Below are 25,494 nucleotides of genomic sequence, written 5' to 3' on the forward strand. Positions count from 1 at the left end.
CTCGCACCGACCGTGCGCCACCCACCGAGGAGTGATCGAGCGTGTCCGATGTACGCCACTACCGTGGACGTGACCCCTTCACCGACGAGCAACTCGACCTGTGGGTGGTCGGGGACACCATCCGTCGAGAGCCGGTCGCGTCGGCGTCCACCGTCATCGACGGCGGCTGGATCATCCCGGGACTGGTCGACGCGCACAACCACGTCGGTATCGCACCCGGCCTCGGCGTCACCATCGATCGCGCCCGCGACTACGCGAAAGCCGATGCGCGCGCAGGCACCCTGCTGATCCGTGAAGTCGGCTCACCGCTGGACACCCATCCGCTCGACGACGATCCGTCGTGTCCGCGGTTCATCCGGTCCGGCAAGCACATTGCACGTCCCAAACGCTATCTGCGTGACTACGGGGTCGACTTGGACAACCCCGACGATCTCGCCGCCGAGGTGACCCGTCAGGCACGGGCCGGCGACGGCTGGGTCAAGATCGTCGGAGATTGGATCGACCGCGAGGTCGGCGACCTCGCCCCGCTGTGGACCCGCACACAACTCGATGCCGCGGTGGCGGCCGCGCACGCCGAGGGAGCGCGGATCACCGCGCACGTGTTCGGCTACGACGCGTTGCCGGATCTCATCGCGGCGGGTGTCGACTGCATCGAACACGGCACCGGTCTGACCACCGATCTGATGGATCAGATGGTGGAGCGCTCGATTGCGTTGGTGCCCACCCTGATCCAGGTGGAGAACTTCCCGGGTATCGCCGACGGCGCCGACCGGTTCCCGACGTATCAGGCCAACATGCGCAAGCTCCACCAGAATGCGGGTGCGGTGTTCGCGGCCGCTCGGGAGGCCGGCGTGCCGATCTTTGCCGGGACCGACGCCGGAGGATTCGTCGAGCACGGACGCATCGTCGATGAGATCGATGCCCTTGCCGACCTCGGGCTCGGCGCGCGTGATGCGCTCTTCGCGGCCAGCGCCGCACCGCGGGCGTGGCTCGGTGCCGGTGGCCTCGACGACGGTGATCCCGCGGATTTCATCGTGCTCGACGACGACCCGCGACAGGACCTCTCGAGCCTGCGTCGGCCGCGCGAGATCGTTTGCTCGGGGCTAACGGTCTCGTGACCGTCGGCGGCGCAAAACCCCAGTTCGGCATCGCGAATGTGATGTATTCGTGTGACGTATTCCACGTCTGTGGGACTGGTACCGCTAACTTACCCGCTGGTAATGTAGCGCCTGCGTTGCAAGGGGTTCGCGGTCGGCTGAAGCCCGCGCCGACGTCTGCTGTCGCATCCGGCCAGGGGAGGGCCGTGCCGACGCGGTCGGCGAATCGTGAGCATGCTCAGCCATCGGGTACGCGACATGTGGTTACCTTCTGCGGGGTGGGTAACCACATGTCGAACCCCCCTCTGAAGCGATGCCCCTCTGAAGCGGCTCCGCTGTGCGCCGCTCACCATGGTCGACGCAGTCGACGATTTCCTCTCGGACCCGCTCATCTGGCACAATGGCAGGTCGGTTCGCCGGACCCGGTCACGTACCGACCGGCGGTCACACCGAAACAGAACGCAAAACCGGGCTCGTCATACCGGGCGGGCCGCTGAATTGCGCAGTGACCACGAGGAAGAAGAGAAGACATGGCAGTCAAGATCAAGCTCACGCGGCTCGGCAAGATCCGCAATCCCCAGTACCGCATCGTCGTCGCCGACGCTCGGACCCGCCGCAACGGCCGGGTGATCGAGACCATCGGCAAGTACCACCCGAAGGAAGAGCCGAGCCTGATCGAGGTCGACTCCGAGCGCGCCCAGTACTGGCTGGGAGTCGGCGCGCAGCCGACCGAGCCGGTCGCGGCCATCCTCAAGGTCACCGGCGACTGGCAGAAGTTCAAGGGCCTGCCGGGCGCCGAAGGCACCCTGAAGACCGCCGAGGCCAAGCCGTCCAAGCTGGACCTGTTCAACGCCGCGCTGGCCGCTGCCGACAGCGCGCCGGTCGCCGAGGCGACCACCCCGAAGAAGAAGGCCGCCAAGAAGGCCGACGCCGACGACGCGCCGGCCGAGGGTGACGCCAAGGCGGACGCGTGAGCGCAGTCGTCGCCGACGCGGTCGAGCATCTCGTCCGCGGAATCGTCGCGAACCCCGACGACGTCCGGGTGGAACTGATCACCGGACGTCGCGGTCGACTCGTCGAGGTGCACGTCAACCCTGACGACCTCGGCAAGGTCATCGGCCGTAACGGTCGGACCGCGACCGCCCTGCGCACGCTGGTCACCGGTATCGGTGGCCGCGGGATGCGGGTGGACATCGTCGACACCGACCGCTGAGGGCCACCGGTCCGCAATGGATCTCGTGGTGGGCCGTGTGGTCAAGTCGCATGGCATCCGAGGTGAACTCGTCGTCGATGTCCGCACCGACGACCCCGAAGCCCGTTTCGCGCAGGATGTTTCGTTGCGTGGACGGCTGCCCAAAGGGGGCGGCGAGAAGACTTTCACGGTGACAGCCGCCCGGCAGCATGCCGGGCGGCTGTTGCTGTCGCTGGCCGAGGTGTCCGACCGGACCGCGGCCGATGCCTTGCGCGGCACCCTGTTCCTCATCGACAGCGCCGACGTCGAGTCCGGAGACGACCCCGATGAGTTCTACGATCATGAACTCGAGGGGCTGCCGGTGTCGACGGTGCAGGGCGACGAGGTCGGAACCGTTTCGTCGGTGCTGCACCTTCCGGGGGGCGAGGTTCTCACCGTGCGCACGCCCGACGACCGCGAGGTGCTCATCCCGTTCGTCCGTCAGATCGTTCCGGTCGTGACCCGCGAACGCATCGAGGTCGACCCGCCGGACGGCCTGCTGGACCCCGAGGCGTGATCTGATGCGCATCGACGTGGTCACGATCTTCCCCGAATATCTCACTCCGCTGCGAGTTGCCTTGCTGGGCAAGGCGATCGAATCCGAGCGGATCAGTGTTGACGTGCACGACCTGCGTGACTGGACCCACGACGTGCACCGCAGCGTGGACGACTCCCCGTATGGGGGAGGGCCGGGCATGGTGATGAAACCGGACGTCTGGGGCCCGTGCCTCGACGACGTGTGTCCCGACGACGCGTTGCTGGTGGTGCCGACTCCGGCCGGTGTCCCGTTCACCCAGCAGACCGCGGACCGGTGGAGTCGCGAATCCCACCTGGTATTCGCCTGCGGGCGCTACGAGGGCGTCGACCAACGGGTCTTCGACGACGCCGCGCGCCGGGTCCGGGTGGAAGAGGTCTCCCTCGGCGACTTCGTGCTCATCGGCGGTGAGGTCGCCGCCATGGCGATGATCGAGGCCACCGTCCGGCTGATCGACGGTGTGTTGGGCAATCCCCGGTCCCACCAGGAGGATTCGTTCTCGGACGGGTTGCTCGAGGGGCCGAGCTACACCCGGCCGGTCAGTTGGCGCGGTCTCGAGGTGCCGCCGATCCTGCTCAGCGGCGACCACGCCAAGGTCGCAGCGTGGCGTCACGAGCAGTCCCTACAGCGCACGCGGGCCCGCCGCCCCGACCTGCTCTCGCCCGTCCGGACCGAGCTCGACGACGATCCGCGCGACCCCGCGTGAGGTACGGCATTCGAGGATAGGATCTCGGCGACCGGGGAGAGGGGCGCCGATGGCGGATCGATGGTCGGCGATGCTCGACGAACTGGCGCGTCAGCGCGCCGAACTGACTCGTGTGGGCGATGCGGTCGGCCGATTGACCGCACGTGCCGTGAGTCCCGACCGACTCGTCGCGGTCACCGTGGACGCACGCGGACTGCTGGTGGACCTCACGATCGAACCGGCCGCCCTGCGTCGCCATCGTTCCGATCAGCTCGCCGATCTCATCACCGGTCTCGTCCGCGACGCCGACGATCGATTACGTCGGCAGCGGAACCAAGTCCTCGCCGCCGCCGTCCAACCCTCACCGGACTACGTCGATGTCCGGCCGGATGCGTCCGGTGATCGATGATGCGGGGACAACTATGGCGGGTTCCGACACGCGCACGGGTGAGACTTCGGCTGGTGATACTCCGGTGGGCGCCACTTCGGATCGCGGCGTACTCGCCGACCTCGATGCCCTGAGTGCACTGGGGGACAGGCTGGCGCGGCTCGACCAGATACTGACCGACGTCGTGGGCGACGTGACGAGGCTCGCCCGCGACATCGACGCGGCGGTCGGCGCCGACGCGGCGGCGCGGGCGTTCCGGGACGGATTCGGCTCGGCGATCACCGTTCTCCTCCATGATGCCGTCGCGGCTCACGCCGCGCTCGCCGAGCACGGCGAGTCGATCCGCCGGGGCGTCGATGCGCTGAGCGAGGGTGATCAGGTCTCGGCCCGGCACCTCGTCGCGGACCGGACATGATCGCCCCGGTACCGACACGACCGCCGCTACCCGACGAGATCCGCGCCCTCATCGAGCGCCTGGCTCCCGGTCGATGGCCCGGTGTGGACGTCGACGCACTGGCAGCACTCGCGGTGCGCTGCGGGGAGTCGGCGGCGGCCGTGGATCGACTGGTCACCGAGATCGACGATGCGCACCGCCGTCTCGGTGCCGGCGCCGGGGCGACACACGAGGCGATCATCGTCGGCGGAGCCCGCCTCACCGGTCCCGCCTCGGAACTGTCCGCGCTGTCGGGCCGGCTCGTCGCGGTCGGCCACCGCGTGCACGCGTACGCCGTCGCAGTGGCCACCGCACAACGGGACATGACCGTCGTCGCCGCGATCACCGAGCGTGAGTTGTTGCGCGCCGATCTGCGCGCCGCGTTGGGCGACGGCACGTCACGGATCGTCGCGGCCGGGGCGGGAGCGGGGGCACTGACGGCCGTTGCCGATGATCTCGCCGACCGTGCCCACGAGGCGGGACGGATGGACGTGGGCGGTGGCGACACGACGGTGTCGTCCGGCGCGGCGCCGGCTATGGCGGGCGCGGCTTTCCCGCGGGTCTCGGTGGTCGCGGGACCGGCCACGGGTCGGCACCCCTGCGTCGCTTCGGAGTCGGCAGACCGTGACCATTCCTGGTTGGCGGTGCGTGCACTGGCCCTGCAGTCGTCGCTACCCCCGGAGACGGCCGGGTACGTCCGGATCGCTGTCGGGGCCGGCCGGTCCGCCGACGGCACGCAGGTCATCGTCGTGGGCACCAGCGACCCCTATCCCTATCAGCGAGAAGGCATGGCGCTCGAGCGCGACGACATCCTGGTCGGTGACGGGCGCGCGCCCGAACTCGCCGTCGTCGACCATCTGATGTCACAGGGCGCGGCGGTGACGGCCATCGCGGCTGCGACGCCGAGCACACCCGATGTCGTCGAACGACTCACCGCCGACGACATCGAGGTCGTCACGGTCGATCGACACGATCCGACGGGACCCGATGCCGACCTCGTCGGCGACGGTCACGATGACTGACCGGCTCGATCGGCTGCCCGAGGTCGCAGATCTGGTGGGCCGTGTACCCGACGCCGATCTGCGTGACTGCGCGCATCTGTTGGCGATCACCGTGCTCTCGATCGTCGACATCGACGAGCAGGTCCGCGGCGTGCTCACCGACGCGCTGGCGGACGCCCGCAGGCGGGGGACGGTCGCCGTGGACCTGCGGCTCGCGGTCGGTGATGTACGCAACCGGTGCGAACACCAGGCCTTCGCGGCATCACGACGGGCCGACGGACACGCTCGCGACCGGGCCTTTCGCGCAGCCCGCACCGCGCATTGCATCACCTTCGTGATCGGGGCCGAGGGCGCCGCCGATCGAACGATTCGCGACAATCTCCGGGAGGCGGTGTACGAGGCGGCGGTCGCGACGCGGGGCACGGCAGCGGTCGTCGGCGTGCTGAGCCGTCATGCCGCATGAACGGTGCTCGCACGGTCCTCACCGGCGATTTCACCGGAGCGGGGTGCGTCTGGCACAATAGACGGGTTGCCTGGCCCCGACACCCCCATGGGTGTGGCGTCGGCGCACGCCATGACTCGGAATACGAACCGGTCGAACACCGACCATCAAGCCCCGATTCGTTCGGGCCTTGTGTGCGGTGCCGCCAGGTTCCTCTGTTCAGCACAAGCCAGATTGGACCAACCAACGATGAACACCCTGGACTTCCTCGACAAGCAGTCGCTGCGCGACGACATCCCCGAATTCGCTCCCGGCGACACCCTTGACGTCCACGTCAAGGTCATCGAGGGCTCGAAGGAGCGCGTGCAGGTGTTCAAGGGCGTCGTGATCCGTCGCCAGGGCGGCGGCGTGCGCGAGACCTTCACCGTGCGCAAGGTGTCCTTCGGCGTCGGCGTGGAGCGCACCTTCCCGGTGCACAGCCCGAACATCGCCAAGGTCGACGTCGTCACCCGTGGTGACGTGCGTCGCGCGAAGCTGTACTACCTGCGCGACCTGCGCGGCAAGGCAGCCAAGATCAAGGAAAAGCGCTGACGCGTCTACCCTGACGACGTGGCCGACACACATTCCACGGGTAGCGATTCCGAACCTTCCGCCCACCGGCCGTCGGATACGTCGTCGTCGGGGGCCGAGGACTTCGGTCGACAGCCCGGCGATGACCGTCCCGACGAACGCCCCTGGCGGAGCAAGGACGACAAACCCGAGAAGCGCCATTCGTTCCTGCGTGAACTCGTCATCATCGTCGGCTGCGTCCTGCTGCTGACCTGGTTGCTGCAGACGTTCGTCGGACGCCAGTACGTGATCCCGTCCGAGTCGATGGAGCCCACCCTGCACGGATGTGCCGGGTGCTCCAACGACCGGATCGTGATCGACAAGATCACCTATCGATTCGGCGATCCGGAACCCGGCGACGTCGTCGTGTTCAAGGCGCCGAGCGAATCCTGGGACGGCGCATGGCTGTCCCCGCGTTCGACCAATCCGGTCGTGCACGGCATCCAGGACGGACTGTCGTGGTTCGGTTTCGCACCGCCCGACGAGAACGATCTGGTCAAACGGGTCATCGCGACCGGAGGCCAGACGGTCGCGTGTCGCAACGCCGACAACGTGGGTGTGACCGTCGACGGAAAGCCGCTCACCGAGCCCTACGTGGATCGCGAACTGCAGGCGCAGGACGTGGCCCAGGGCAACGAGATGGCGGCCGCGCCCAACGGGCAGCCGAACGCCTGCTACGGACCCGACTTCGGGCCGATCAAGGTTCCTGACGGGAACGTGTGGGTGATGGGCGACAATCGCGCCAACTCGGCCGACTCCCGATTCCACACCGAAGACGAGTTCCATGGCACGGTGCCGGTCAGCGATATTCGTGGCAAGGTCAGATTCATCATCTATCCCTTCTCGCGGATCGGTGGTGTGTCCTCGGACAATCCCCAGCGATGACGGGACCGGGACGATGATCAGGTCTGTCTCGATGCGGGGAGGTGGCCGATGAGCCGGTGGCCGCCACGATTTCCGGTGCGCCGGGCCGCGAGCCTGCGCACCTTCGAGTTCGCATTGCATCGCAACGGACTCGGGCCCGTCGCCGGTGTCGACGAGGCGGGCCGTGGCGCCTGCGCCGGACCGCTGGTGGTGGCAGCCTGTGTGCTCAAACCGACCCAGCTCACCTCGCTGGCCGAACTCGACGACTCGAAACGGCTGACCGAGGCCACCCGCGAGACCCTCTACAAGGCCGTCACCCGTTACGCCCTGTCGTGGAGCGCGGTGGTGATCGGATCGGCCGAGATCGATCGGATCGGCATCCACGTCGCCAACATCGAGGGGATGCGCCGTGCGGTCGCCGGCCTCGAGGTCACGCCGGGTTACGTGCTCACCGACGGTTTCGCCGTTCCGGGACTCACCGTCCCGTCGCTGCCGGTGATCGGCGGCGACGGTGCTGCGGCATGCATCGCGGCGGCCAGCATAATCGCAAAGGTCACCCGAGACCGCATCATGGTCGCCATGGACGAGGAGCTGCCCGGCTACGATTTCGCCGTCCACAAGGGCTACAGCACCGCCCGCCACATGGCGCGCCTGGACCTGCACGGACCCTCCGCGCATCACCGGATGTCCTACCGGAATGTCGCCCTGCGTGCCACCTCCGACCCGAACCCGACCACGATAGGCTTGTCGAATGAGTGCTGAGGATCTCGAAAAGTACGAAACCGAGATGGAACTCTCCCTGTACCGCGAGTACAAGGACATCGTCGGTCAGTTCACGTACGTGGTGGAGACCGAGCGGCGCTTCTACCTTGCCAACGCGGTGGAGATGGTCCCTCGCAACACCGACGGTGAGGTCTATTTCGAACTCCGGATGAGCGACGCCTGGGTGTGGGACATGTACCGCCCGGCCCGATTCGTCAAGCAGGTGCGGGTGATCACCTTCAAGGACGTCAACATCGAAGAACTCGAGAAGCCCGAGCTCCGCCTGCCCGACGAGCCGTGAACAGCGGGTCTCACCGGATGAGTGCCGAACCCAATTGTGTGTCAACGGTTTCGAACGACGTCGCGGCCGCGCGACAGTTCCGCGCGAGTTCATTCAACGCCTGGATCTGACCCCGGAGGATCACACTCCAGCCGCCGTCGACGACGGCGTCACGGATGGCCGTGCGAAAGGCGATGCCCTCCAGACAGTCGGTGCCGAGGTAGTTGGAGTCGAGCATCGTCTGGATCGCGGTGAGAGATTCGGTGAGCCGGGCGGCCGACGCATCGGCGGTTCGGGCTCGCCGCAACCACATCTCACGATCGGAACGTACGCGACCCGCTGTCTCCCGGACACCTGCAGGCGCCGCCGGTGCGGGGGACCGCGTCCAGCCGGAGTCGTCGGGCGGCGGCGCGGTCTGCGGTACCTCGCGGGGTCGCGGGCGCATCGTCGCACCGACTGCACCCGCGAAACCGTCTGAGCCATCGGCGATGTCGTCCATGATGCTTGGACGCACCGGTGCACGGTCCGGTTCCGCCGCGGCCGGGCGTCGGCGATGTGAATGACAGGGCCCCTCGGACCGGACGCGGACAGTAGCATCACGCTCACTCGCGACGTTCCCGGTCGCGGTGGTGGCGCGACAGGGGGATTCGCCGGTGTCGGACGACGAAGTGGCGGTGCCGGTGGGCGGATGGACCGACTGGATGATCGCGATCAGCCAGATGATGGCGCGCGTGGCGTCGATGGATGCCGAGGCCGCCACCACAGACGCCCAGACACTGCGCGCGGCCGTCGACGCCGCGAACGATGCGGCCCGGGAGCTGCTGGTGTTCGCCGACGACGATCTGACCGGTGCGGCGGCAGATGCCTCCCGCGCACGGGCGCACGCCCTGTTCGGTCACATCGTCACCGGCGCCGAGTCGGTGAGCGGCGGCATCGAGGCGCTCGCCGGAGCCCAGGGGGTACTGGCCGAAGCCACCCGACACCAAACGGCGCTGCGTTCCTACCGTGACGCGATCGCCGAGCGTCCAGAGGATGCCGCCGAGATGGTCAGCCGTGCCGCCGCCCTGATGGAATCGATCTACAACGGACCCATGTCCGCAGCCCTCGCGCGGGTTCCGAATCCACAAGTGGCCGAACAACTCGCGACCACAACGGCTGCCGTGGGCATCGGAGTTCGCGACGACATCGGTACGCACGGCGAATCTCACGGAGGCGAGCTCGTCGCAGCCCCGACTCCGGACTCCGCGCCGACCCCGTATTCCGCCTCGAGCGCCGCGAGCCATTCCCCGGCGGGCCCGGTGGGTGGAGAATCGGCACCGCTGGTGACCGGGTCCGTTCCGGCGGCGCGGGCGACCGCAGACCGACAGGCGGCGGACAGATCATCGGCAAGCGCATCGCACGCAGACACCTCGACAACCAGCACGACGGGCCCGCGGTCGGCGACCTCCGACGGCACCGCGATGACCTCCGGCGCACGACCCGCCGATCCCGACGGGACGGATGCGAGAGGCCTGCGGGCGCGCTCCGGTGCCTCTGACGAGGCTGATCGCACCACACCCACATCTGCGGTCGCCTCCGAGAATCGCGCGGAAGCCGTCGCGGGACAGCGGGACCCGCTCGGACGCGGGATCGCGTCACCCACGCTCGGCGGCGCCGGAGCACCCGACGAGCCGTTGTCGGCACGACGGCCCGGTGGCCTGTCGGCGACGTCGGTGCCGCCGCCGACCACACCGATCCCGCCGGGCACCCGATCGTCGCCATTCGGGACGATGGGTGCGACACCGGCCGCCGCGCGCGGTCGCGGCAGTGACGATGTGCACACCGCCGCCCATCATCTGCGTGGTCGGGGCAATGGCAAACGTATCGTCGGTACTCTGCCACTCGTCGGTCCCGCGGTGATCGGCGAACGACCGCAGCGACGTGAGAGCACAGCGACAGCGGAGTCCGAGCGCGCCGTCGTCCCGGAGGCGTCCACAGCCGAACCGGACCGTCCGTCGTGACCGCGGTGCACGCACGTGCACGCGGACGTTGTGCACAAACGCCGCGGATTCCACAGATCCCGGGCTACGGTCGCCGAGAATCTGAACTGTCCTGCGCCGCAGCAATGCTGGAGAGATGACAGAGAACGAATCGTCGTCGCGACAGGCACGGGGCACGCGGAACACCGCGGACATCGGACGGCTCGGAGAGGATCTCGCCGCCGACCATCTTCGTGGGCTCGGCTGGACCATCCTCACCCGCAATTGGCGTAACCGGCACGGTGAACTGGACGTCGTCGCGGCCGACGGGTCGGTGTTGGTCATCGTGGAGGTCAAGACCCGCGCCTCCCACGTCTTCGCCGACCCGGCTGCTGCGGTCACTCCGCGCAAGCTCGCCCGGATGCGCAGCCTGGCGCGTATGTGGTTGAGCGAGAACCGGGAGGCATGGTGGAGCCGGATCCGGTTCGACGTGGTGTCGGTGCAGTTGGATTCGACCGACCCGTTCGCGACCGAACGCGCGGTGGTCCGGCACCATCGCGGTGTCTTCGAGTGACGATGCGGCAGACAGGATTCGGGCGGACGCACAGCGTGGGTCTCAATGCGTTCGCAGCACAACCGATCGAGATCCAGGCGAACTCGGGTCAGGGATTGCCCGGGTTCACCATCAGCGGTCTGATCGACGCGTCGTTGCGTGAGGCCCGGGATCGGGTGCGTTCGGCGATCACCAACTCCGAGTTGAGTTTTCCGGAGACCAAGGTGACGGTGTCGTTGGCGCCGGCGGACCTGCCGAAGGCGGGTGCGACCTTCGATCTCGGAATCGCCCTCGCGATCCTGGTGGCGACCGAGCAGGTGTCCGGGGCCCGACTGCCGCACACGGTCTTCCTCGGCGAACTGGCCCTCGACGGTCGGTTGCGTCCGGTGCGCGGTGTACTGCCCGCGTTGGTGCAGGCCCGGGCATGTGGGTTCACCCACGCCGTGGTGCCGATGGGCAACGTCACCGAGGCGGCGCTGGTCACCGATCTCGAGGTGGGGGGCGCACACGGCCTGCCCGAGGTCACCCGGTGGCTCGACGGCGACCACGTACTCGACACCGTTGCCGATCAGGAAGCCATTGCGCGGCCGGAGATCCCCGACATGGCCGACGTGGCCGGGCAGGCCGAGGCCCGGCACGCGCTCGAGATCGCGGCGGCCGGCGCCCACCATGTGCTGATGACCGGTCCGCCGGGCATCGGCAAGACCATGCTCGCGCGCCGGCTGCCGGGCATCCTTCCGCCGTTGGGGACCGAGGAATCGTTGGAGGTCACCGCCATACATTCGATCGCAGGGACACTGCGGGCCGGTCACCCGCTCATCACCGAGGCGCCGTTCATCGCACCGCATCACAGCACCTCGGTCACCGCGCTCCTCGGCGGTGGCACCGGGCTCGCCCGTCCCGGCGCGGTGTCGCGAGCGCATCGCGGTGTGCTCTTCCTCGACGAGTGCGCGGAGATGGGGGCCAAGGTGCTCGACTCGTTGCGACAACCACTCGAGGAGGGGGAGGTGCGGGTCTCCCGCCGTGACGGTGTGGCAACGTATCCGGCGCGGTTTCAGCTGATCATGGCGGCCAATCCGTGTCCCTGCGCGCCGGCCCACGACGTCGACTGTGTGTGCTCGTCGGTGACGCGCCGGCGTTACCTCGGCAAGCTCTCGGGCCCGCTGATGGACCGCGTGGACATCCGGGTACGGATGGATCCGCCGGGCAACACGGCGCTGATGAACTCGACGGCGGAGGCGAGCTCCGACATCCGGGCGCGGGTGGCGCAGGCGCGGGCCGCGGCCGTCGATCGATGGCGTGAACACGGATGGCTGACGAATGCGGAGGTTCCGGGTTCGGCACTGCGGCAACGGTTCCGACTGCCCACGCAGACGCTGCGGCCGGTGGAGTTGTTCCTCCGGGACGGACGGGTGACCGCGCGGGGCGCCGATCGCGCGATCCGGCTGGCCTGGACGTTGAGTGACCTGAAGGGAACCGACCGACCCACCGAGACCGAGATCGCCGAGGCACTTCTCTACCGCGATCGGGGTGGTCAGCGATGAGCACACCAGACGAGGCCGAGCGCCGGGCGTGGGCATATCTGAGTCGGGTGACCGAACCGCCCTGTTCCGCACTGGAATCGCTGTGTGATCGATTGGGTGCGGTGGATGCAGCGGCTGCGGTGGTGGCGCGTTCGGTCCCCGACGGGCACGAGGCCGTGCTCGACGCGACGGCAGCGCGCTTCGCGATCGACCGGTCGGCACGCGACCTCGACGATGCAGACCGGATCGGGGCCAGACTGGTCACCCGAGACGACGCGGAATGGCCGGGGTGGCCGTTGCTGGCGTTGAGTCAGGCCGATACGGCGGCCCGTGGCGGCGAACCGATCGCGTTGTGGGTGCGTGGACCGGGCCGCCTCGACGAGTTCGCCGCGGCCGGCATCGCCCTGGTGGGGTCGCGGGCGGCGTCGGGCTACGGCGAACAGGTCGCGTCCACGTTGGCATCCGGTCTCGCCGTGGAGAATTGGGCCGTCGTCTCCGGTGGCGCCTACGGTATCGACGGTGTCGCCCACCGGGCCGCACTCGCATCGGACGGGCCGACGATGGCGGTGATGGCCTGCGGCATCGACCGGGACTACCCGGCCGGGCACGCCCGACTACTGGCGGAGATCGCCGGTCGTGGTCTGGTCGTCTCCGAGTACCCGCCGGGCACGACCGCGGCCAAACATCGGTTCCTGACCCGCAACCGACTGGTGGCCGCGTTGTCGAACGCGGTGGTCGTCGTCGAGGCCGGACGACGTTCGGGTGCGGCCAACACGGCCGCGTGGGCTCGCAAACTGGGCCGGTCGCTCGGCGCGGTTCCCGGGCCGGTCACCTCGGCGACATCGGTGGGGTGCCATCAGATGATCGCCGACGATCTCGCCGTGCTCGTCACCGATGTCCGGTCGGTGATCGCGCTCGCGACACCAGACGGGGCGCCACCGTCGGGTCGCGGCCGTCGGCGGTCGACCGACGGGCTCACCACCGAGGCGCTGCGCGTACACGATGCCATTCCGGGTAGGGGAGCGGTGGCCATCGAGGAGATCGCGTTCTCGGCGGGACTGGACATCGCGACCGTGCGGTCGGCGTTGGCGCACATGGAGATCGACGGGCACGTCGTGAACGCCGATGGGCTGTGGCGACTGTCGTGAACCCACGGCGTCGGGTTGCCGCCGAGTGGGGCGGCTCGATCAGCGCCGCGTCAACAATTCGATGAACAGACGCTTGTCGTCGTCGGATGCCGGCGGCCCGTGGCGGGAATGGAGGTACCCGATGCCGGCGTAGAGCAGTGTGGTGGCGCGAGCGTGTGCCTCGCGTGCGTCGAAGCCGAGGTCGAGCATCGCCTGCTCGGTGACGGAGAAGATCTGTTCGTCCAGGGCCGTGACCGCCGCGGCCATCGACTCGTCGGTCTCCGCCCAGGTGCGGACCGCCGATTCCACGGTGGTCCGGCGGGGGTCGGAGGCCAAGGCGACCATCGACTCGATCCGTTCGACGGGAGGCAGCGACGACAGTTCGCCGAGCATCTGCCGTGCCGAATCCTCGACCTCCCGGCAATGCGCCGCGAGCGCCGACATCAGCGCGGCGATGTCGTTGAAGTGCCAGTAGAAACTGCCCTTCGTGACCCCGAGCCGCTCACAGAGTCGTGCGATCTTGATGGCCCCCACGCCCTCGCTGATGAGCAACTGCATCGCAGCGTCGAGCCAGTCGTCGACGTTGAGGCGGGAACCACGTCGCGACGACGGAGTCTCCGGCATGCTCCCCTCCATCGAACAGTCGTACGAAGGACGTCAGTATTCGACGTCGTGAACTTCGAGATTACTCTGCTTCACTGTGGACATCCTGAGATCGCTTTAACTTAGGATTACCTAAGCGCGCGTACTGTGATGTGCGAGAGGAGGCTTCATGGCCAAAGGAACCAATGTGTTGACGGTGTTGCGACGGGAACGGCTGAGCCCGCATTTCGTCCGGCTCTACCTGGGGGGCGACGGTTTCGACGACTTCCTACCCGACGGTGACCGTACGACCTGGGACACCGATCTGTACATCAAGCTGTTGTTCGCCCCGCAAGGGGTGGAGATCCCCGCGGAGTTCGACCGCGCCAGCCTGCGGACGCTGCCGCCCGAACAGCAGCCCGTACTGCGGACCTACACCGTCCGTCGAATCGACACCGAGCGTCGGGAGGTCCTGGTGGACTTCGTCGTCCACGGCGACGAGGGAATCGCCGGTCCGTGGGCTGCGACGGTGGAACCGGGAACCGAGGTGAAGTTCCTCGGGCCGGGGAGCGGTTATCGGCCGAACCCCGAGGCTCCCTGGCATCTGATCGCCGGCGACGAAGCGGGGCTTCCGGCGATCGCGGCCGCCCTCGAGGCGTTGCCCGCCGATGCGGTCGCGAAGGTGTTCGTCGAGGTCGCCGGACCAGATGACGAACTTCCCCTGACCGCTCCGGCAGGCGCCGAGATCGTCTGGGTGCGTCGCGGTGGAGCAGCAGGTGAGGTCGGTGACGACAAGGCCGGTGACAACGCGCCGCTGATCGCGGCGGTTCGCAACGCCGAATGGCTCGACGGTGAACCACATGTGTTCATCCACGGTGAGGCGCAGGCCGTCATGCACAACCTGCGGGCCTACGTCCGCAAAGAGCGTGGTGTGGGCGCGAAGAACGCATCGATCTCCGGATACTGGCGGCGCGGACGCACCGAAGAGGGCTTCCGAGAGTGGAAGGCCGAACTCCGTGCGGACGAGGAAGGGCAGGGCGCTCGCGACGGTGGACTCGCCGGAAAGCTCCGCCGTGGCGCCGAGACCATCGCCGGACGCTGATTCCTCGACACCGACTTCCTTGCCACCGACACCACGATCCGGCAACGGTCTCGCGTGGCCGGTTGCGTGATCCGATCGCGACCGGTTGGGTCGACTCCATGACGACACCGGCACCGTCGGACGGTGGGGTTCTCGACGACTTCGCCACCTTCCTGCGGTACGAGAAGGGCCACAGCGAGCACACCGTGCGCGCCTATGTGGGTGATGTCCGGGGCCTCGTGACGTTCGCCGGGGCGCGCGGGGTGACGGTGACCGACGTCGACCTGGCCCTGTTGCGGTCGTGGCTGGCCGAGACCACCCGGCGGGGAGCCGCTCGCACGACCGTTGCGCGGCAGGTGTCGTCGGCGAAGACGTTCTGCGCGTGGGCGACCCGTGACGGTCTGCTCGCCGCCGATCCGTCGACGCGCCTGCAGGCGCCCAGGGCGCACCGAACGCTGCCGTCGGTGTTGGCGCCCGAGCAGGCCGCGGCCGCGGCAGGGAGCCTCGCCTCGGAGACCGACGACGACCCGATCGCGGTGCGCGACCGACTCGTGGTGGAACTGCTCTATGCCAGCGGCATCCGTGTCGGGGAGTTGTGTGGCCTCGACCTCGGCGACGTCGACGGTCATCGACGAATCCTGCGGGTCGTGGGCAAGGGGGACAAGGAGCGGGCGGTGCCCTACGGTGCGCCAGCCGCCCAGGCCATCGAACGGTGGCTGCGGGTGGGTCGGCCCGCGCTGGCGGGGCCCACCTCGGGTGAGGCGCTGCTGCTCGGCGCCAAGGGCGGGCGCCTGAACCAGCGGATGGCTCGCTCGGTGGTGCACCGCGCGGTCACCGCGGCCGGCGGACCGGACATGGGTCCGCACGGGCTGCGTCACAGCGCGGCGACCCACCTGCTCGAAGGTGGTGCCGACCTGCGCGTCGTGCAGGAACTGCTCGGACATTCGTCGTTGTCGACCACGCAGATCTACACCCACGTGAGCGTGGAGCGTCTGCGGGCGGTGCACCGCCAGGCACACCCCCGGGCCTGACTGCTCACGGATCGACGGGTTTCAGGCGGACACGCACCGCGCCGAGCAGGGCCATCGGATTCAGATATGTCGCGTCGTGGCCGCGTCCGCGACGCGCTCCCCAATGCAGACATGCGGCGGCCGGGCACCCAGGATGGCCCGCTGCGACGATGCCGAGCAGATCGCCGCGGTCGACGTGTTCTCCGCGCCGCACCGACGCCCGCACCGGCTCGTAGGTGGTGATCAGGTCGCCGACGTGTCGGACGGACACCACCTCCCGGCCGGCCACCGAGCCCGCGAAGGCAACCGTCCCGGCGCCTGCCGCGCGGACCGTCCTACCCGGCGGGGCGGACAGGTCGACGCCACGATGGCCGGACTGCCATCGCATCTGCGGCGGGTCGTACGGCCGGGTCACGGTCATCGTGTCCAGCGGCGCCCGGAACTGCGGCGACACACCGAACGCGACCGCCGGCAGAGCCCACAGCAGCGCGACGACGAGTGCCGGCTCGGCGACCACGACCAGGGCTCGGCCCAGGGCGTGACGCCAGACGATACGGGCGGGTGCGCGGTGGGTCATGGACAGTCAGACGCACACGGACGGCATTCGGATCCATCGGTGCTCGACGCGCCCAGGTGAACAGTGGTCGACCAGCGTCGCCGCGTTTTGGTTTTCCGTTGCTGACCGGCGTAAACTCTCGGGCGCACCTTGTCGGCTTCGATGAGGTGACTTCGCGCGCCTGCGTGGCGACGGATCGACACCGCGGTGTCGAGGGTCGCAAGCAACCGGGTGGGCGGTCCCGGACGGAGACGGTTCCGATCGGGTTCCACCACGGTGCGGGCGCCAGGATCGGTACCGCCGGTACCGATGACAACTGCGACACAAAGGAAACACTCATGGCTGTCGTGACCATGAAGCAGCTGCTGGACAGCGGCGCACACTTCGGGCACCAGACCCGCCGTTGGAACCCGAAGATGAAGCGGTTCATCTTCACCGACCGCAACGGCATCTACATCATCGATCTGCAGCAGACGCTGACCTACATCGACAAGGCCTACGAGTTCGTCAAGGAGACCGTCGCCCACGGCGGCACGATCCTGTTCGTCGGCACCAAGAAGCAGGCCCAGGAGTCGATCGCCGCAGAGGCCACCCGCGTCGGTATGCCGTACGTCAACCAGCGTTGGCTCGGCGGCATGCTCACCAACTTCTCGACCGTCCACAAGCGCCTGCAGCGCCTGAAGGAACTCGAGACCATGGAGCAGACCGGTGGCTTCGAGGGACGCACCAAGAAGGAAATCCTCATGCTCACGCGTGAGAAGAACAAGCTCGAGCGCACCCTCGGCGGTATCCGCGACATGAACAAGGTGCCGTCGGCCGTGTGGGTCGTGGACACCAACAAGGAGCACATCGCCGTCGGCGAGGCCCGCAAGCTCAACATCCCGGTCATCGCGATCCTCGACACCAACTGCGATCCCGATCTCGTCGACTACCCGATCCCGGGCAACGACGACGCGATCCGCAGCGCCGCGCTGCTCACCCGCGTGGTCGCCTCGGCGGTCGCCGAGGGCGTGCAGGCACGTGCCGGTCAGTCGGCAGGCGACGCCAAGCCGGAGGCCGGCGGCGGCGAGCCGCTCGCCGAGTGGGAGCAGGAACTGCTCACCCAGGCCACCGCGCCCGCGGGTGACGAGGCCGGCACCACCCCGGCGTCCTGAATCACCGACATCCGTCACTTTCCCAAAGGAGGCTCGCCAACGATGGCGAACTACACCGCAGCCGATGTGAAGCGTCTTCGTGAGCTCACCGGCTCTGGAATGCTGGACTGCAAGAAGGCTCTGGAGAACAACGGCGGCGACTTCGACAAGGCCGTCGAGGAACTGCGTATCAAGGGCGCCAAGGACGTCGGCAAGCGTGCCGAGCGGTCCACCGCGGAGGGCCTCGTGGCCGCCAAGGGTGGCGTGCTGATCGAGCTCAACTCGGAGACCGACTTCGTCGCGAAGAACGCCGAGTTCCAGGAACTCGCCGACGCCATCCTCGACGCCGCTGTCGCGGCCAAGACGAACGACGTCGACGAGCTCAAGGCGGCCAAGCTGGGCGACGGCACCGTCGACGACGCCGTGCAGGCGCTGTCGGCCAAGATCGGCGAGAAGCTGGAACTGCGTCGCGTCGTGTCCTACGACGGTCCGGTTGCGGTCTACCTGCACAAGCGGGCGTCGGATCTGCCGCCGGCCGTGGGCGTGCTCGTGTCCTACGACGGTGACGGCGACGCCGCCGCCGAGGCTGCTCGCAATGCGGCGATGCAGGTCGCCGCACTCAAGGCGCGCTACGCCACACGTGACGACGTCCCCGCCGACATCGTCGACAACGAGCGTCGGATCGCCGAGGAGACCGCGAAGGCCGAGGGCAAGCCGGAGCAGGCGCTGCCGAAGATCGTCGAAGGTCGCGTGAACGGCTTCTACAAGGATGTCGTGCTGCTCGACCAGCCGTCGGTGCAGGACTCCAAGAAGACCGTCAAGGCGCTTCTCGACGAGGCCGGTGTCACCGTGAAGGGCTTCAGCCGCTTCGAGGTCGGCCAGTCCTGACCCGATCGGCCTGACCCGAATCGACGATGACGACCCCGTGTCAACCGTATGGTGACGCGGGGTCGTCTGGTGTCGGGGCACTAAGATGATCGCGGAGAGTGTTCATCTTTCGAACCGACCGTCCCACCAGTGAGGAAGTTGATGAGCGAAACGCCCGATCACGTCGACGGCGAGCGCCACGGTTATCGTCGTGTGCTGCTCAAGCTCGGCGGTGAGATGTTCGGCGGCGGAGCGGTCGGCCTCGATCCCGATGTCGTCGGGACGGTCGCCGATCAGATCGCCGAGGTCGCCCGTTCGGGTGTGCAGATCGCCGTGGTGATCGGCGGTGGAAACTTCTTCCGGGGAGCCGAACTCCAACAGCGGGGTCTCGACCGCGCCCGCTCCGACTACATGGGCATGCTCGGTACGGTGATGAATTGCCTTGCGCTGCAGGATTTCCTCGAGAAGCGCGGAGTGGCGACACGAGTGCAGACGGCGATCACGATGGGTCAGGTCGCCGAACCCTACATCCCGCTGCGCGCTCAGCGTCACCTCGAGAAGGGGCGCGTGGTGATCTTCGGTGCCGGCATGGGAATGCCGTACTTCTCCACCGACACGACCGCTGCGCAGCGCGCACTGGAGATCAAGGCCGAGGTCGTCCTGATGGCCAAGGCGGTCGACGGGGTGTACGACGACGACCCGCGCACCAATCCCGACGCCACGCTGTTCCGTGAGATCACGCACCGCGAAGCCCTCGAACGGCAGCTCAAGGTCGCCGACGCGACCGCCTTCAGCCTCTGTATGGACAACAAGATGCCGATGCTCGTGTTCAACCTGCTGGAACAGGGCAACATCGCCCGCGCCGTCGCGGGCGACCGGATCGGCACCCTGGTGGCCACCTAGCGGCACCGGCGGCCCGCCGGCCACCATCCCGTAGACCGAGTACCACCACCGCACACCGAGTAGAAGTAGGACGACCATGATCGACGATGCGCTCCTGGATGCCGAAGAAAAGATGGAGAAGGCGGTGAGCGTCGCCAAGGACGACATGGGTTCGATCCGGACCGGTCGCGCCAACCCGGCGATGTTCAACCGGGTCAACATCGAGTACTACGGCGCCGTCACGCCCATCACCCAGGTCGCCAGCATCACCACCCCCGAGGCGCGGCTCGTGGTGATCAAGCCCTATGAGGCGTCGATCCTGAACGAGGTCGAGAAGGCGATCCGCAACTCCGACCTCGGCGTGAACCCCACCAACGACGGCACGATCATCCGGGTCGCGATCCCGCAGCTCACCGAGGACCGTCGCAAGGAGTTGGTGAAGCAGGCCAAGGGCAAGGGTGAGGACGCCAAGGTCGCGATCCGCAACGTGCGTCGCAAGGCGGTCGACGAACTCAAACGCATCCAGAAGGACGGCGAGGCGGGCGAGGACGAGGTGTCTCGCGCGGAGAAGGAACTCGACAAGACGACGGCCGGTTACGTCACGCAGATCGACGAGCTCGTGAAGCACAAAGAGAACGAATTGCTCGAAGTGTGAGCGCGGAACCCACACGCGCGGCTATACCGGAATCGATGGCCACCGAATCGTCGGCGAACACCCCGTCCGGGGAGGACCCTGCCCCGACCGCCGGCTCGGATGACACGACGCCGGCGGCCGAGAAGAAATCTCGCGCGGGTCGTAACCTTCCCGCGGCGATCGGGGTCGGCCTGACGCTCGGCGTCTCGATCATCCTCATCCTGCTGTTCGCGCCGAAGATCTGGTACGGCGTCGTCGCCGTCGCCTTCGCGGTCGCCACCTGGGAGGTGGCCAAACGGCTACGCGACGGCGGGTATCAGGTGGCGTTCTGGCCCCTGCTGATCGGCGGGCAGGCGATCATCTGGTCCAGCTGGCCGTGGGCGCAGACCGGTGTGCTCACCGCGTTCGCCGGCACGGTGCTGGTCTTGATGGTGTGGATGTTGTTGGCGCAGGGCATCAACCGGGCCCCGGAAAACTATCTGCGCAACCTGGCTGCCAGCGTCTTCGTGTTGGCCTGGTTGCCGCTGCTGGCCTCGTTCGGTGCGCAGATGGTGGTCCAGGACGACGGCGCGGCGCGCGTGGCGACGCTCATGGTCGTCGTCGTGTGTTCCGACGTCGGTGGCTATGCCGCGGGCGTGCTGTTCGGCAAACACCCGATGGCACCGGCGATCAGCCCCAAGAAGTCGTGGGAGGGGCTCGGCGGGTCGTTCGTCGTCGGGACGATCGGTGCGATCGGCTGCGTGGTCTTCCTGCTCGACACCCACTGGTGGGTGGGCGCCATCCTGGGCGTGGTCCTGGTGATCTGCGCCACGCTCGGCGATCTCGTCGAATCGCAGGTCAAACGCGATCTCGGCATCAAGGACATGGGCACGCTGCTGCCCGGTCACGGCGGCATCATGGATCGGCTCGACTCACTGTTGCCGTCCGCGTTCATCGTGTGGGCCGTGCTGACCGCACTGCTGTGAACCAGCCCGTGTGACCGTCATCGAACCGGCGCGACCGAGCGTGGGCGGCGCGGCGGCCGGCTACTGCTTGGCCTTCTTGAGCGCTCGGCCCATCTGGAACATCCGGACCCCGCCGGCGAGGGCGACGATCAGCGCACCGGCGATCGCGGCGATGAGCAGGCTGACCCCGAGTGGGAGATTGACCTCCCAGAAGATCAGCGTGATCCGCTGCGAGTCCAGGTTCTGCAGGATGAACACGAGCAGCAGGATCCCGATGATCGCACCGATGACCAGTCCGAAGAAGGTGGCGCGGGCGCGGGTGTGTTCCACGCTCGCCACCTTGTGACGCAGCTTGTCACGTTCCTCGAGCAGCGCCTGATGGTCGGGATCGAACGGGGTCGGCTCGGCTGCGCCCAGATCAACCGACTCGTCCGGTGGCTGCGGATCCGGTGTCGTCATGGACCCATCATGACATGCGACAATGTCAATATGGTGTCAATACCACTCGTGTTCGACGCGCCCCGGCGAGGGCGCCCACCGTCACATTTCGTCGACCTCGACTCCGACGGTCGGGTCGCTGCACTCGCCGAGCTCGGGTTGCCCCGATTCCGCGCGAACCAGCTCGCCCGCCAGTACTTCGGCCGCCTCAACGGGGACGTCGAGGAGATGACCGACCTGCCTGCGTCCGCGCGTGACGCGGTGGGGGCGAAGCTTTTCCCGTCGCTGCTCACCCCGGTGCGTCACATCGCCTGCGACGACGGCGACACCCGCAAGACGCTGTGGCGTCTGCACGACGGCACACTGCTCGAGAGCGTGCTCATGCGCTACTCCGACCGCAACACCCTGTGCATCTCGAGCCAGGCGGGGTGTGGCATGGCCTGCCCGTTCTGTGCGACGGGGCAGGGTGGGCTGGACCGGAACCTGTCGACCGGTGAGATCGTCGACCAGGTCCGGGCTGCCGCGCGCGCCCTGCGCGACGGCGAGTTCGGTGCGCCGGGACGCCTGTCGAACATCGTCTTCATGGGGATGGGTGAGCCGCTGGCCAACTACAAGCGCGTCGTCAGCGCGGTCCGCCAGATCACGTCACCGGTTCCGGAGGGGCTGGGGATCTCCGCCCGCTCGGTCACGGTGTCGACGGTCGGTCTGGCACCGTCGATCCGTCGGCTCGCCGACGAAGGGTTGTCGGTGACGCTGGCGGTGTCGTTGCACACACCGGACGACGAACTGCGCGACACCCTGGTCCCGGTGAACAACCGGTGGTCGGTGTCGGAGGTCCTCGAGGCGGCCCGCTACTTCGCCGACACCACCGGTCGGCGTGTCTCGATCGAGTACGCGCTGATCCGCGACGTCAACGATCAGCCGTGGCGGGCGGACATGCTCGGTCGCAAGTTGCGCGCGGCGCTCGGTCCGCTCGTGCACGTCAATCTCATCCCGTTGAATCCGACACCCGGCTCGGAATGGGACGCCAGTCCCAAACCGGTGGAGCGGGAGTTCGTCCGGCGGGTCCGCGAACAAGGCGTGTCGTGCACGGTGCGCGACACCCGCGGCCAGGAGATCGCCGCGGCCTGCGGGCAGCTGGCCGCCGAGGAGCGGTAGCGCTACTTGGCCCAGCGGCCGCGCTTGCCGATCGTTCCCTTGACCAGGAAGTAGGCGACGAATGCGGCGATCACGACGAGCCAGATGTCCTCGACGTGGCCGATGTGGTTGCCGATCATCATGCACAGCAGGGCGATGACGCAGAACCAGCCGGCGATCATGAAGCTCTTGCGGGCCTGACCGTGCCAGCCGAAGCGGGCCGACGGTGCATCCACCGGTTCATGGGTCCAGCCGGTGTCGACGGGCTCAACCTCGGTGCTTGCCACGATGGCTCCTCCCTGTGCTCCCACACCCGTGGGCCGGCACAAGTCTGACGGTCGGTAGTAGTACCCGTCGAGCATAACCGGACGGGTCGCGGCATTCGTCGTCACACCCTGATTCGTGCCGCGCCGACGACCCGCAACGGTGACAGAATGCCGCCATGCCCGAATCCGTGCGCCGCCACCTGGCCGATTACCGTTCCGAGCACTATCCGCGCGACATGGTCGGCTACGGCGCGACCCCTCCGGACCCCCGGTGGCCGGGCGGGGCGCGGATCGCGGTGCAGTTCGTCCTGAACTACGAGGAGGGGTCCGAACAGAACGTCCTGGAGTCCGACGCCGGCAGCGAGGTGTTCCTGTCCGAGATGGTCGGCGCGCAGTCGTTCGGCAACCGGCACATGAGTATGGAGTCGCTCTATGAGTACGGTTCGCGCGCCGGGGTGTGGCGCATACTGCGGACCTTCTCCCGACGTGGGCTGCCACTGACGATCTTCGCGGTCGCGCAGGCGATGGCCCGCAATCCCGAGGTGGCGGCGGCGTTCGTCGAGCGGGGCGACGAGATCGCCTGCCACGGTTACCGCTGGCTCAATTACCAGCTGGTCGAGCCCGCCGTGGAGCGCGACCACCTCGACGCGGCCGTCCAACTGCTGACCGAGATCACCGGAGAACGTCCACGTGGCTGGTACACCGGACGCGACTCCCCGCAGACGCGGGGCCTCGTGGTCGAGCACGGTGGGTTCGCCTACGACGCCGACAGTTACGCCGATGATCTGCCCTACTGGGTGAAGGTGCCGCGCGGCGACGAGATCGTCGACCATCTGGTGGTGCCCTACACGATGGACACCAACGACATGCGCTTCGCCTCGCCGGGCGGGTTCGCCACCGGGGAGCAGTTCTTCGCGCACCTGCGTGATGCCTTCGATGTCCTCTACGCGGAGGGTGAGGCGGGGGCGCCCAAGATGCTCTCGATCGGCCTGCACTGCCGCATCGTCGGGCGGCCGGCGCGGTTGGCGGCGCTCGAGCGGTTCCTCGACCATGTGCAGTCGCACGACGCCGTGTGGATCACCCGACGCATCGACATCGCCGAGCACTGGCGTCGGGTGCATCCGGCGTCCTGAGGCCGGCGTGCGGTCACGGCCGCAGTGCGGCGTCGACGGCATGACACACGAGTTCGCGTGTCGTCGAGGCGGGTTCGACGGGATTCGGCCAGATGTCGAGCGCGTGGTCGGCGGTGAGTGCGGCGATGCCGTGCACGGCCGCCCACAACCCGGCGACGCGTAGCGGGTCGGCGGGTTCGCCCGACGCCTCGTCGACAACCGCGGCCACGGCCCGGAGAAACGGGATGCTGGTCTCGCGCAGGCGTTCTCCCGAACCCTCGAGGAGGTCGTGGCGGGTCATGAGGTCGAACATCGCACGCCTGCGACGAGCGAAGGTCACATAGGCGAGCGCGGCATCGACGAGACGATCCCGAGGGTCTGCCGACGAGCGCAGGATCGGCTGCACGACCCCGCGGAGATCCTCGACCCCGGTTCGGGCGACGGCGGCGAGCAGCGCCCGGTGGGTGGGGAAGTGCCGGCGCGGTGCGCCGTGGGAGACGTCCGCCCGTCTGCTGATCGCGCGCAGGCCGACGGCATCCGGCCCCGATTCGTCGAGGAGTTCGACGCCGGCGCGGATCAGTGCGGCGCGTGTGCCCGACGCGGGTGTGGCTTCCGACGATGCGCTCATGTAGACATTGTCTACGATCTCCCGTAGACAATGTCTACGGGACTGGACGGCGATGGGGGGCGACATGTGGTACCTCGTGATGAAGTACGTGCTCATCGGACCGATGCTGCGGCTCTGGACCCGACCGCGTGTGGTCGGCAGGGAGCACATCCCGGCGCACGGTCCGGTCATCGTCGCGGCCAATCACTGTGCCTTCGTCGACTCGCTGCTGCTGTGTCTCGTGGTTCCACGGCGGGTGACCTTTGTCGCCAAGGCCGAGTATTTCTCCCGACCGGGAGCGCTCGGCGCGTTGCAGCGGGGGTTCTTCACCGCGGTCGGGCAGATCCCGATCGATCGCCGGGGTGGGGCTCACTCCGCGGACGCGTTGTCGACGGCGACGGCCGTCCTGGCGGGCGGGGGTGTGTGGGGCATCCATCCCGAGGGCACCCGGTCGGCAGGCGACGGTGTGTATCGGGGCCGGACCGGTGTGATGCGGGTCGCGCATGCGACCGGCGTTCCGGTCGTGCCGATCGGTCTGCGCGGAACCGCGCGGATCAACCCGCCGGGCAAGGGTTTCCGGTGGCCCGGACGGGTGGACGTGGTGATCGGGCGGCCGATGCAGGCCGATGCGGTCGGAGATGACCCGCGCGCCGCGACCGATCGTTTGATGACCACTCTCTCGACGTTGTCCGGGCAGCGATACGTCGACGAATACGTGCACTGAGATGTGATCGTCGTCTCGGACCCTCGACTCGAG

33 protein-coding genes are annotated in these 25,494 nt (G+C 68.1%); 27 read left to right on the forward strand and 6 right to left on the reverse strand.

All coding sequences use genetic code 11. The annotated features are described in order from the left end of the window. Nucleotides 1-41 precede the first annotated feature (41 nt). The 13 genes from AAFP35_RS08985 (at nt 42) to AAFP35_RS09045 (ending at nt 8,348) form a co-directional block, all read left to right on the forward strand. Nucleotides 42-1,118, forward strand: coding sequence for an amidohydrolase family protein (locus tag AAFP35_RS08985; protein WP_419221225.1), 1,077 nt, complete (start codon nt 42-44; stop codon nt 1,116-1,118). A 509-nt stretch (nt 1,119-1,627) separates the two neighbouring features. Then, the gene (gene rpsP, locus AAFP35_RS08990; protein ID WP_419221226.1) at nt 1,628-2,071 is read left to right on the forward strand and encodes a 30S ribosomal protein S16; all 444 of its coding nucleotides are present in this window, start codon (nt 1,628-1,630) and stop codon (nt 2,069-2,071) included. Further along, nucleotides 2,068-2,310: an RNA-binding protein gene (locus AAFP35_RS08995; protein ID WP_006331321.1), complete on the forward strand. Its 243-nt coding sequence runs from the start codon at nt 2,068-2,070 to the stop codon at nt 2,308-2,310. The genes rpsP and AAFP35_RS08995 overlap by 4 nt, the downstream gene beginning before the upstream one ends. Before the next feature lie 16 nt (nt 2,311-2,326). Further along, nucleotides 2,327-2,845 carry a ribosome maturation factor RimM gene (rimM, locus tag AAFP35_RS09000; protein ID WP_419221227.1) on the forward strand — a complete coding sequence of 173 codons (519 nt, stop codon included), beginning with the start codon at nt 2,327-2,329 and terminating at the stop codon, nt 2,843-2,845. A gap of 4 nt (nt 2,846-2,849) precedes the next feature. After that, the gene (gene trmD, locus AAFP35_RS09005; RefSeq protein WP_419221228.1) at nt 2,850-3,569 is read left to right on the forward strand and encodes a tRNA (guanosine(37)-N1)-methyltransferase TrmD; all 720 of its coding nucleotides are present in this window, start codon (nt 2,850-2,852) and stop codon (nt 3,567-3,569) included. A 49-nt stretch (nt 3,570-3,618) separates the two neighbouring features. Further along, a complete protein-coding gene (locus AAFP35_RS09010) occupies nt 3,619-3,957 on the forward strand; it encodes a YbaB/EbfC family nucleoid-associated protein (RefSeq protein WP_419221229.1) in 339 nt (112 codons plus the stop codon). Between the two features lie 64 nt (nt 3,958-4,021). Next, on the forward strand, nt 4,022-4,351 hold the full coding sequence (locus tag AAFP35_RS09015) for a hypothetical protein (RefSeq protein ID WP_419221230.1): 330 nt from the start codon (nt 4,022-4,024) through the stop codon (nt 4,349-4,351). Further along, the gene (locus tag AAFP35_RS09020) at nt 4,348-5,391 is read left to right on the forward strand and encodes a hypothetical protein (protein ID WP_419221231.1); all 1,044 of its coding nucleotides are present in this window, start codon (nt 4,348-4,350) and stop codon (nt 5,389-5,391) included. The genes AAFP35_RS09015 and AAFP35_RS09020 overlap by 4 nt, the downstream gene beginning before the upstream one ends. Further along, nucleotides 5,384-5,833 carry a hypothetical protein gene (locus tag AAFP35_RS09025; protein WP_419221232.1) on the forward strand — a complete coding sequence of 150 codons (450 nt, stop codon included), beginning with the start codon at nt 5,384-5,386 and terminating at the stop codon, nt 5,831-5,833. Before AAFP35_RS09020 ends, AAFP35_RS09025 begins: the two co-directional genes overlap by 8 nt. Before the next feature lie 228 nt (nt 5,834-6,061). Next, the gene (gene rplS, locus AAFP35_RS09030) at nt 6,062-6,403 is read left to right on the forward strand and encodes a 50S ribosomal protein L19 (RefSeq protein ID WP_419221233.1); all 342 of its coding nucleotides are present in this window, start codon (nt 6,062-6,064) and stop codon (nt 6,401-6,403) included. 18 nt (nt 6,404-6,421) lie between these two features. Next, nucleotides 6,422-7,306, forward strand: coding sequence for a signal peptidase I (lepB, locus tag AAFP35_RS09035; RefSeq protein ID WP_419221234.1), 885 nt, complete (start codon nt 6,422-6,424; stop codon nt 7,304-7,306). Between the two features lie 48 nt (nt 7,307-7,354). Continuing rightward, entirely contained in the window at nt 7,355-8,047 is a 693-nt protein-coding gene (locus AAFP35_RS09040) for a ribonuclease HII (RefSeq protein ID WP_419221235.1), read from the forward strand. Next, nucleotides 8,037-8,348: a DUF2469 domain-containing protein gene (locus AAFP35_RS09045; protein ID WP_005176689.1), complete on the forward strand. Its 312-nt coding sequence runs from the start codon at nt 8,037-8,039 to the stop codon at nt 8,346-8,348. The genes AAFP35_RS09040 and AAFP35_RS09045 overlap by 11 nt, the downstream gene beginning before the upstream one ends. 10 nt (nt 8,349-8,358) lie before the next feature. On the opposite strand, the gene AAFP35_RS09050 is transcribed toward AAFP35_RS09045, so the two are convergent. Then, entirely contained in the window at nt 8,359-8,841 is a 483-nt protein-coding gene (locus AAFP35_RS09050; RefSeq protein WP_419221236.1) for a hypothetical protein, read from the reverse strand. Between the two features lie 139 nt (nt 8,842-8,980). On the opposite strand from AAFP35_RS09050, the gene AAFP35_RS09055 reads away from it, so the two are divergent. From AAFP35_RS09055 to dprA, 4 genes are all read left to right on the forward strand, one after another. After that, nucleotides 8,981-10,327 carry a hypothetical protein gene (locus AAFP35_RS09055; RefSeq protein ID WP_419221237.1) on the forward strand — a complete coding sequence of 449 codons (1,347 nt, stop codon included), beginning with the start codon at nt 8,981-8,983 and terminating at the stop codon, nt 10,325-10,327. Between the two features lie 115 nt (nt 10,328-10,442). Further along, the gene (locus AAFP35_RS09060; RefSeq protein ID WP_419221238.1) at nt 10,443-10,859 is read left to right on the forward strand and encodes a YraN family protein; all 417 of its coding nucleotides are present in this window, start codon (nt 10,443-10,445) and stop codon (nt 10,857-10,859) included. 2 nt (nt 10,860-10,861) lie between these two features. Next, a complete protein-coding gene (locus AAFP35_RS09065; RefSeq protein WP_419221239.1) occupies nt 10,862-12,382 on the forward strand; it encodes a YifB family Mg chelatase-like AAA ATPase in 1,521 nt (506 codons plus the stop codon). Beyond that, nucleotides 12,379-13,509 carry a DNA-processing protein DprA gene (gene dprA / locus AAFP35_RS09070; protein WP_419221240.1) on the forward strand — a complete coding sequence of 377 codons (1,131 nt, stop codon included), beginning with the start codon at nt 12,379-12,381 and terminating at the stop codon, nt 13,507-13,509. Before AAFP35_RS09065 ends, dprA begins: the two co-directional genes overlap by 4 nt. Nucleotides 13,510-13,548: 39 nt before the next feature. On the opposite strand, the gene AAFP35_RS09075 is transcribed toward dprA, so the two are convergent. Then, nucleotides 13,549-14,112, reverse strand: coding sequence for a TetR/AcrR family transcriptional regulator (locus AAFP35_RS09075; protein WP_419221241.1), 564 nt, complete (start codon nt 14,110-14,112; stop codon nt 13,549-13,551). Nucleotides 14,113-14,260: 148 nt separating this feature from the next. On the opposite strand from AAFP35_RS09075, the gene AAFP35_RS09080 reads away from it, so the two are divergent. Then, the gene (locus AAFP35_RS09080) at nt 14,261-15,172 is read left to right on the forward strand and encodes a siderophore-interacting protein (protein ID WP_419221242.1); all 912 of its coding nucleotides are present in this window, start codon (nt 14,261-14,263) and stop codon (nt 15,170-15,172) included. Nucleotides 15,173-15,270: 98 nt separating this feature from the next. Further along, the gene (locus tag AAFP35_RS09085) at nt 15,271-16,182 is read left to right on the forward strand and encodes a tyrosine recombinase XerC (protein WP_419221243.1); all 912 of its coding nucleotides are present in this window, start codon (nt 15,271-15,273) and stop codon (nt 16,180-16,182) included. A 4-nt stretch (nt 16,183-16,186) separates the two neighbouring features. On the opposite strand, the gene AAFP35_RS09090 is transcribed toward AAFP35_RS09085, so the two are convergent. Continuing rightward, nucleotides 16,187-16,738, reverse strand: coding sequence for a M23 family metallopeptidase (locus AAFP35_RS09090; protein ID WP_419221244.1), 552 nt, complete (start codon nt 16,736-16,738; stop codon nt 16,187-16,189). Nucleotides 16,739-17,055: 317 nt separating this feature from the next. On the opposite strand from AAFP35_RS09090, the gene rpsB reads away from it, so the two are divergent. From rpsB to AAFP35_RS09115, 5 genes are all read left to right on the forward strand, one after another. Beyond that, nucleotides 17,056-17,871: a 30S ribosomal protein S2 gene (gene rpsB, locus AAFP35_RS09095; protein WP_419221245.1), complete on the forward strand. Its 816-nt coding sequence runs from the start codon at nt 17,056-17,058 to the stop codon at nt 17,869-17,871. 42 nt (nt 17,872-17,913) lie between these two features. Continuing rightward, nucleotides 17,914-18,738: a translation elongation factor Ts gene (tsf, locus tag AAFP35_RS09100; RefSeq protein ID WP_419221246.1), complete on the forward strand. Its 825-nt coding sequence runs from the start codon at nt 17,914-17,916 to the stop codon at nt 18,736-18,738. 141 nt (nt 18,739-18,879) lie between these two features. After that, nucleotides 18,880-19,620 carry a UMP kinase gene (pyrH, locus tag AAFP35_RS09105; RefSeq protein WP_419221247.1) on the forward strand — a complete coding sequence of 247 codons (741 nt, stop codon included), beginning with the start codon at nt 18,880-18,882 and terminating at the stop codon, nt 19,618-19,620. 76 nt (nt 19,621-19,696) lie between these two features. Beyond that, nucleotides 19,697-20,254 (forward strand): ribosome recycling factor, encoded by a 558-nt coding sequence (gene frr / locus AAFP35_RS09110; protein WP_419221248.1) that lies wholly within the window; start codon nt 19,697-19,699, stop codon nt 20,252-20,254. A 35-nt stretch (nt 20,255-20,289) separates the two neighbouring features. After that, a complete protein-coding gene (locus tag AAFP35_RS09115) occupies nt 20,290-21,198 on the forward strand; it encodes a phosphatidate cytidylyltransferase (protein WP_419221249.1) in 909 nt (302 codons plus the stop codon). Nucleotides 21,199-21,258: 60 nt separating this feature from the next. Here the strand turns inward: AAFP35_RS09115 and AAFP35_RS09120 are convergent, their stop codons facing one another. Next, complete coding sequence (locus AAFP35_RS09120; protein ID WP_419221250.1) at nt 21,259-21,636, reverse strand: LapA family protein; 378 nt, start codon at nt 21,634-21,636, stop codon at nt 21,259-21,261. Between the two features lie 30 nt (nt 21,637-21,666). On the opposite strand from AAFP35_RS09120, the gene rlmN reads away from it, so the two are divergent. Continuing rightward, on the forward strand, nt 21,667-22,773 hold the full coding sequence (rlmN, locus tag AAFP35_RS09125) for a 23S rRNA (adenine(2503)-C(2))-methyltransferase RlmN (RefSeq protein WP_419221251.1): 1,107 nt from the start codon (nt 21,667-21,669) through the stop codon (nt 22,771-22,773). 2 nt (nt 22,774-22,775) lie between these two features. On the opposite strand, the gene AAFP35_RS09130 is transcribed toward rlmN, so the two are convergent. Beyond that, the gene (locus AAFP35_RS09130) at nt 22,776-23,039 is read right to left on the reverse strand and encodes a DUF2631 domain-containing protein (protein WP_419221252.1); all 264 of its coding nucleotides are present in this window, start codon (nt 23,037-23,039) and stop codon (nt 22,776-22,778) included. A gap of 155 nt (nt 23,040-23,194) precedes the next feature. Between AAFP35_RS09130 and puuE the strand changes: the two genes are divergently transcribed. Then, entirely contained in the window at nt 23,195-24,151 is a 957-nt protein-coding gene (gene puuE / locus AAFP35_RS09135) for an allantoinase PuuE (protein ID WP_419221253.1), read from the forward strand. Between the two features lie 13 nt (nt 24,152-24,164). On the opposite strand, the gene AAFP35_RS09140 is transcribed toward puuE, so the two are convergent. Then, nucleotides 24,165-24,758: a TetR/AcrR family transcriptional regulator gene (locus tag AAFP35_RS09140; RefSeq protein ID WP_419221254.1), complete on the reverse strand. Its 594-nt coding sequence runs from the start codon at nt 24,756-24,758 to the stop codon at nt 24,165-24,167. 64 nt (nt 24,759-24,822) lie between these two features. Between AAFP35_RS09140 and AAFP35_RS09145 the strand changes: the two genes are divergently transcribed. Beyond that, nucleotides 24,823-25,461, forward strand: a complete 639-nt coding sequence (locus tag AAFP35_RS09145; RefSeq protein ID WP_419221556.1) for a lysophospholipid acyltransferase family protein — start codon at nt 24,823-24,825, stop codon at nt 25,459-25,461. Nucleotides 25,462-25,494: the final 33 nt, after the last annotated feature.

This window comes from Gordonia sp. CPCC 206044 (assembly GCF_048537895.1).
Taxonomy (GTDB): Bacteria; Actinomycetota; Actinomycetes; order Mycobacteriales; family Mycobacteriaceae; genus Gordonia.

Bases quoted from the DNA above. Each gene is read 5' to 3' on its own strand.
- frr (WP_419221248.1), top strand. From the start codon at position 19,697: ATGATCGACGATGCGCTCCTGGATGCCGAAGAAAAGATGGAGAAGGCG.
- trmD (WP_419221228.1), top strand. From the start codon at position 2,850: ATGCGCATCGACGTGGTCACGATCTTCCCCGAATATCTCACTCCGCTG.
- rpsP (WP_419221226.1), top strand. From the start codon at position 1,628: ATGGCAGTCAAGATCAAGCTCACGCGGCTCGGCAAGATCCGCAATCCC.
- AAFP35_RS09140 (WP_419221254.1), bottom strand. From the start codon at position 24,758: ATGAGCGCATCGTCGGAAGCCACACCCGCGTCGGGCACACGCGCCGCA.
- dprA (WP_419221240.1), top strand. From the start codon at position 12,379: ATGAGCACACCAGACGAGGCCGAGCGCCGGGCGTGGGCATATCTGAGT.
- pyrH (WP_419221247.1), top strand. From the start codon at position 18,880: ATGAGCGAAACGCCCGATCACGTCGACGGCGAGCGCCACGGTTATCGT.
- AAFP35_RS09080 (WP_419221242.1), top strand. From the start codon at position 14,261: ATGGCCAAAGGAACCAATGTGTTGACGGTGTTGCGACGGGAACGGCTG.
- AAFP35_RS09040 (WP_419221235.1), top strand. From the start codon at position 7,355: ATGAGCCGGTGGCCGCCACGATTTCCGGTGCGCCGGGCCGCGAGCCTG.
- rimM (WP_419221227.1), top strand. From the start codon at position 2,327: ATGGATCTCGTGGTGGGCCGTGTGGTCAAGTCGCATGGCATCCGAGGT.
- AAFP35_RS09075 (WP_419221241.1), bottom strand. From the start codon at position 14,112: ATGCCGGAGACTCCGTCGTCGCGACGTGGTTCCCGCCTCAACGTCGAC.
- puuE (WP_419221253.1), top strand. From the start codon at position 23,195: ATGCCCGAATCCGTGCGCCGCCACCTGGCCGATTACCGTTCCGAGCAC.
- AAFP35_RS09020 (WP_419221231.1), top strand. From the start codon at position 4,348: ATGATCGCCCCGGTACCGACACGACCGCCGCTACCCGACGAGATCCGC.
- tsf (WP_419221246.1), top strand. From the start codon at position 17,914: ATGGCGAACTACACCGCAGCCGATGTGAAGCGTCTTCGTGAGCTCACC.
- AAFP35_RS09060 (WP_419221238.1), top strand. From the start codon at position 10,443: ATGACAGAGAACGAATCGTCGTCGCGACAGGCACGGGGCACGCGGAAC.
- AAFP35_RS09010 (WP_419221229.1), top strand. From the start codon at position 3,619: ATGGCGGATCGATGGTCGGCGATGCTCGACGAACTGGCGCGTCAGCGC.
- AAFP35_RS09115 (WP_419221249.1), top strand. From the start codon at position 20,290: ATGGCCACCGAATCGTCGGCGAACACCCCGTCCGGGGAGGACCCTGCC.
- AAFP35_RS09145 (WP_419221556.1), top strand. From the start codon at position 24,823: ATGTGGTACCTCGTGATGAAGTACGTGCTCATCGGACCGATGCTGCGG.
- rplS (WP_419221233.1), top strand. From the start codon at position 6,062: ATGAACACCCTGGACTTCCTCGACAAGCAGTCGCTGCGCGACGACATC.
- rlmN (WP_419221251.1), top strand. From the start codon at position 21,667: ATGGTGTCAATACCACTCGTGTTCGACGCGCCCCGGCGAGGGCGCCCA.
- AAFP35_RS09090 (WP_419221244.1), bottom strand. From the start codon at position 16,738: ATGACCCACCGCGCACCCGCCCGTATCGTCTGGCGTCACGCCCTGGGC.
- AAFP35_RS09085 (WP_419221243.1), top strand. From the start codon at position 15,271: ATGACGACACCGGCACCGTCGGACGGTGGGGTTCTCGACGACTTCGCC.
- AAFP35_RS09120 (WP_419221250.1), bottom strand. From the start codon at position 21,636: ATGACGACACCGGATCCGCAGCCACCGGACGAGTCGGTTGATCTGGGC.
- rpsB (WP_419221245.1), top strand. From the start codon at position 17,056: ATGGCTGTCGTGACCATGAAGCAGCTGCTGGACAGCGGCGCACACTTC.
- AAFP35_RS09025 (WP_419221232.1), top strand. From the start codon at position 5,384: ATGACTGACCGGCTCGATCGGCTGCCCGAGGTCGCAGATCTGGTGGGC.
- AAFP35_RS09065 (WP_419221239.1), top strand. From the start codon at position 10,862: ATGCGGCAGACAGGATTCGGGCGGACGCACAGCGTGGGTCTCAATGCG.
- AAFP35_RS09045 (WP_005176689.1), top strand. From the start codon at position 8,037: ATGAGTGCTGAGGATCTCGAAAAGTACGAAACCGAGATGGAACTCTCC.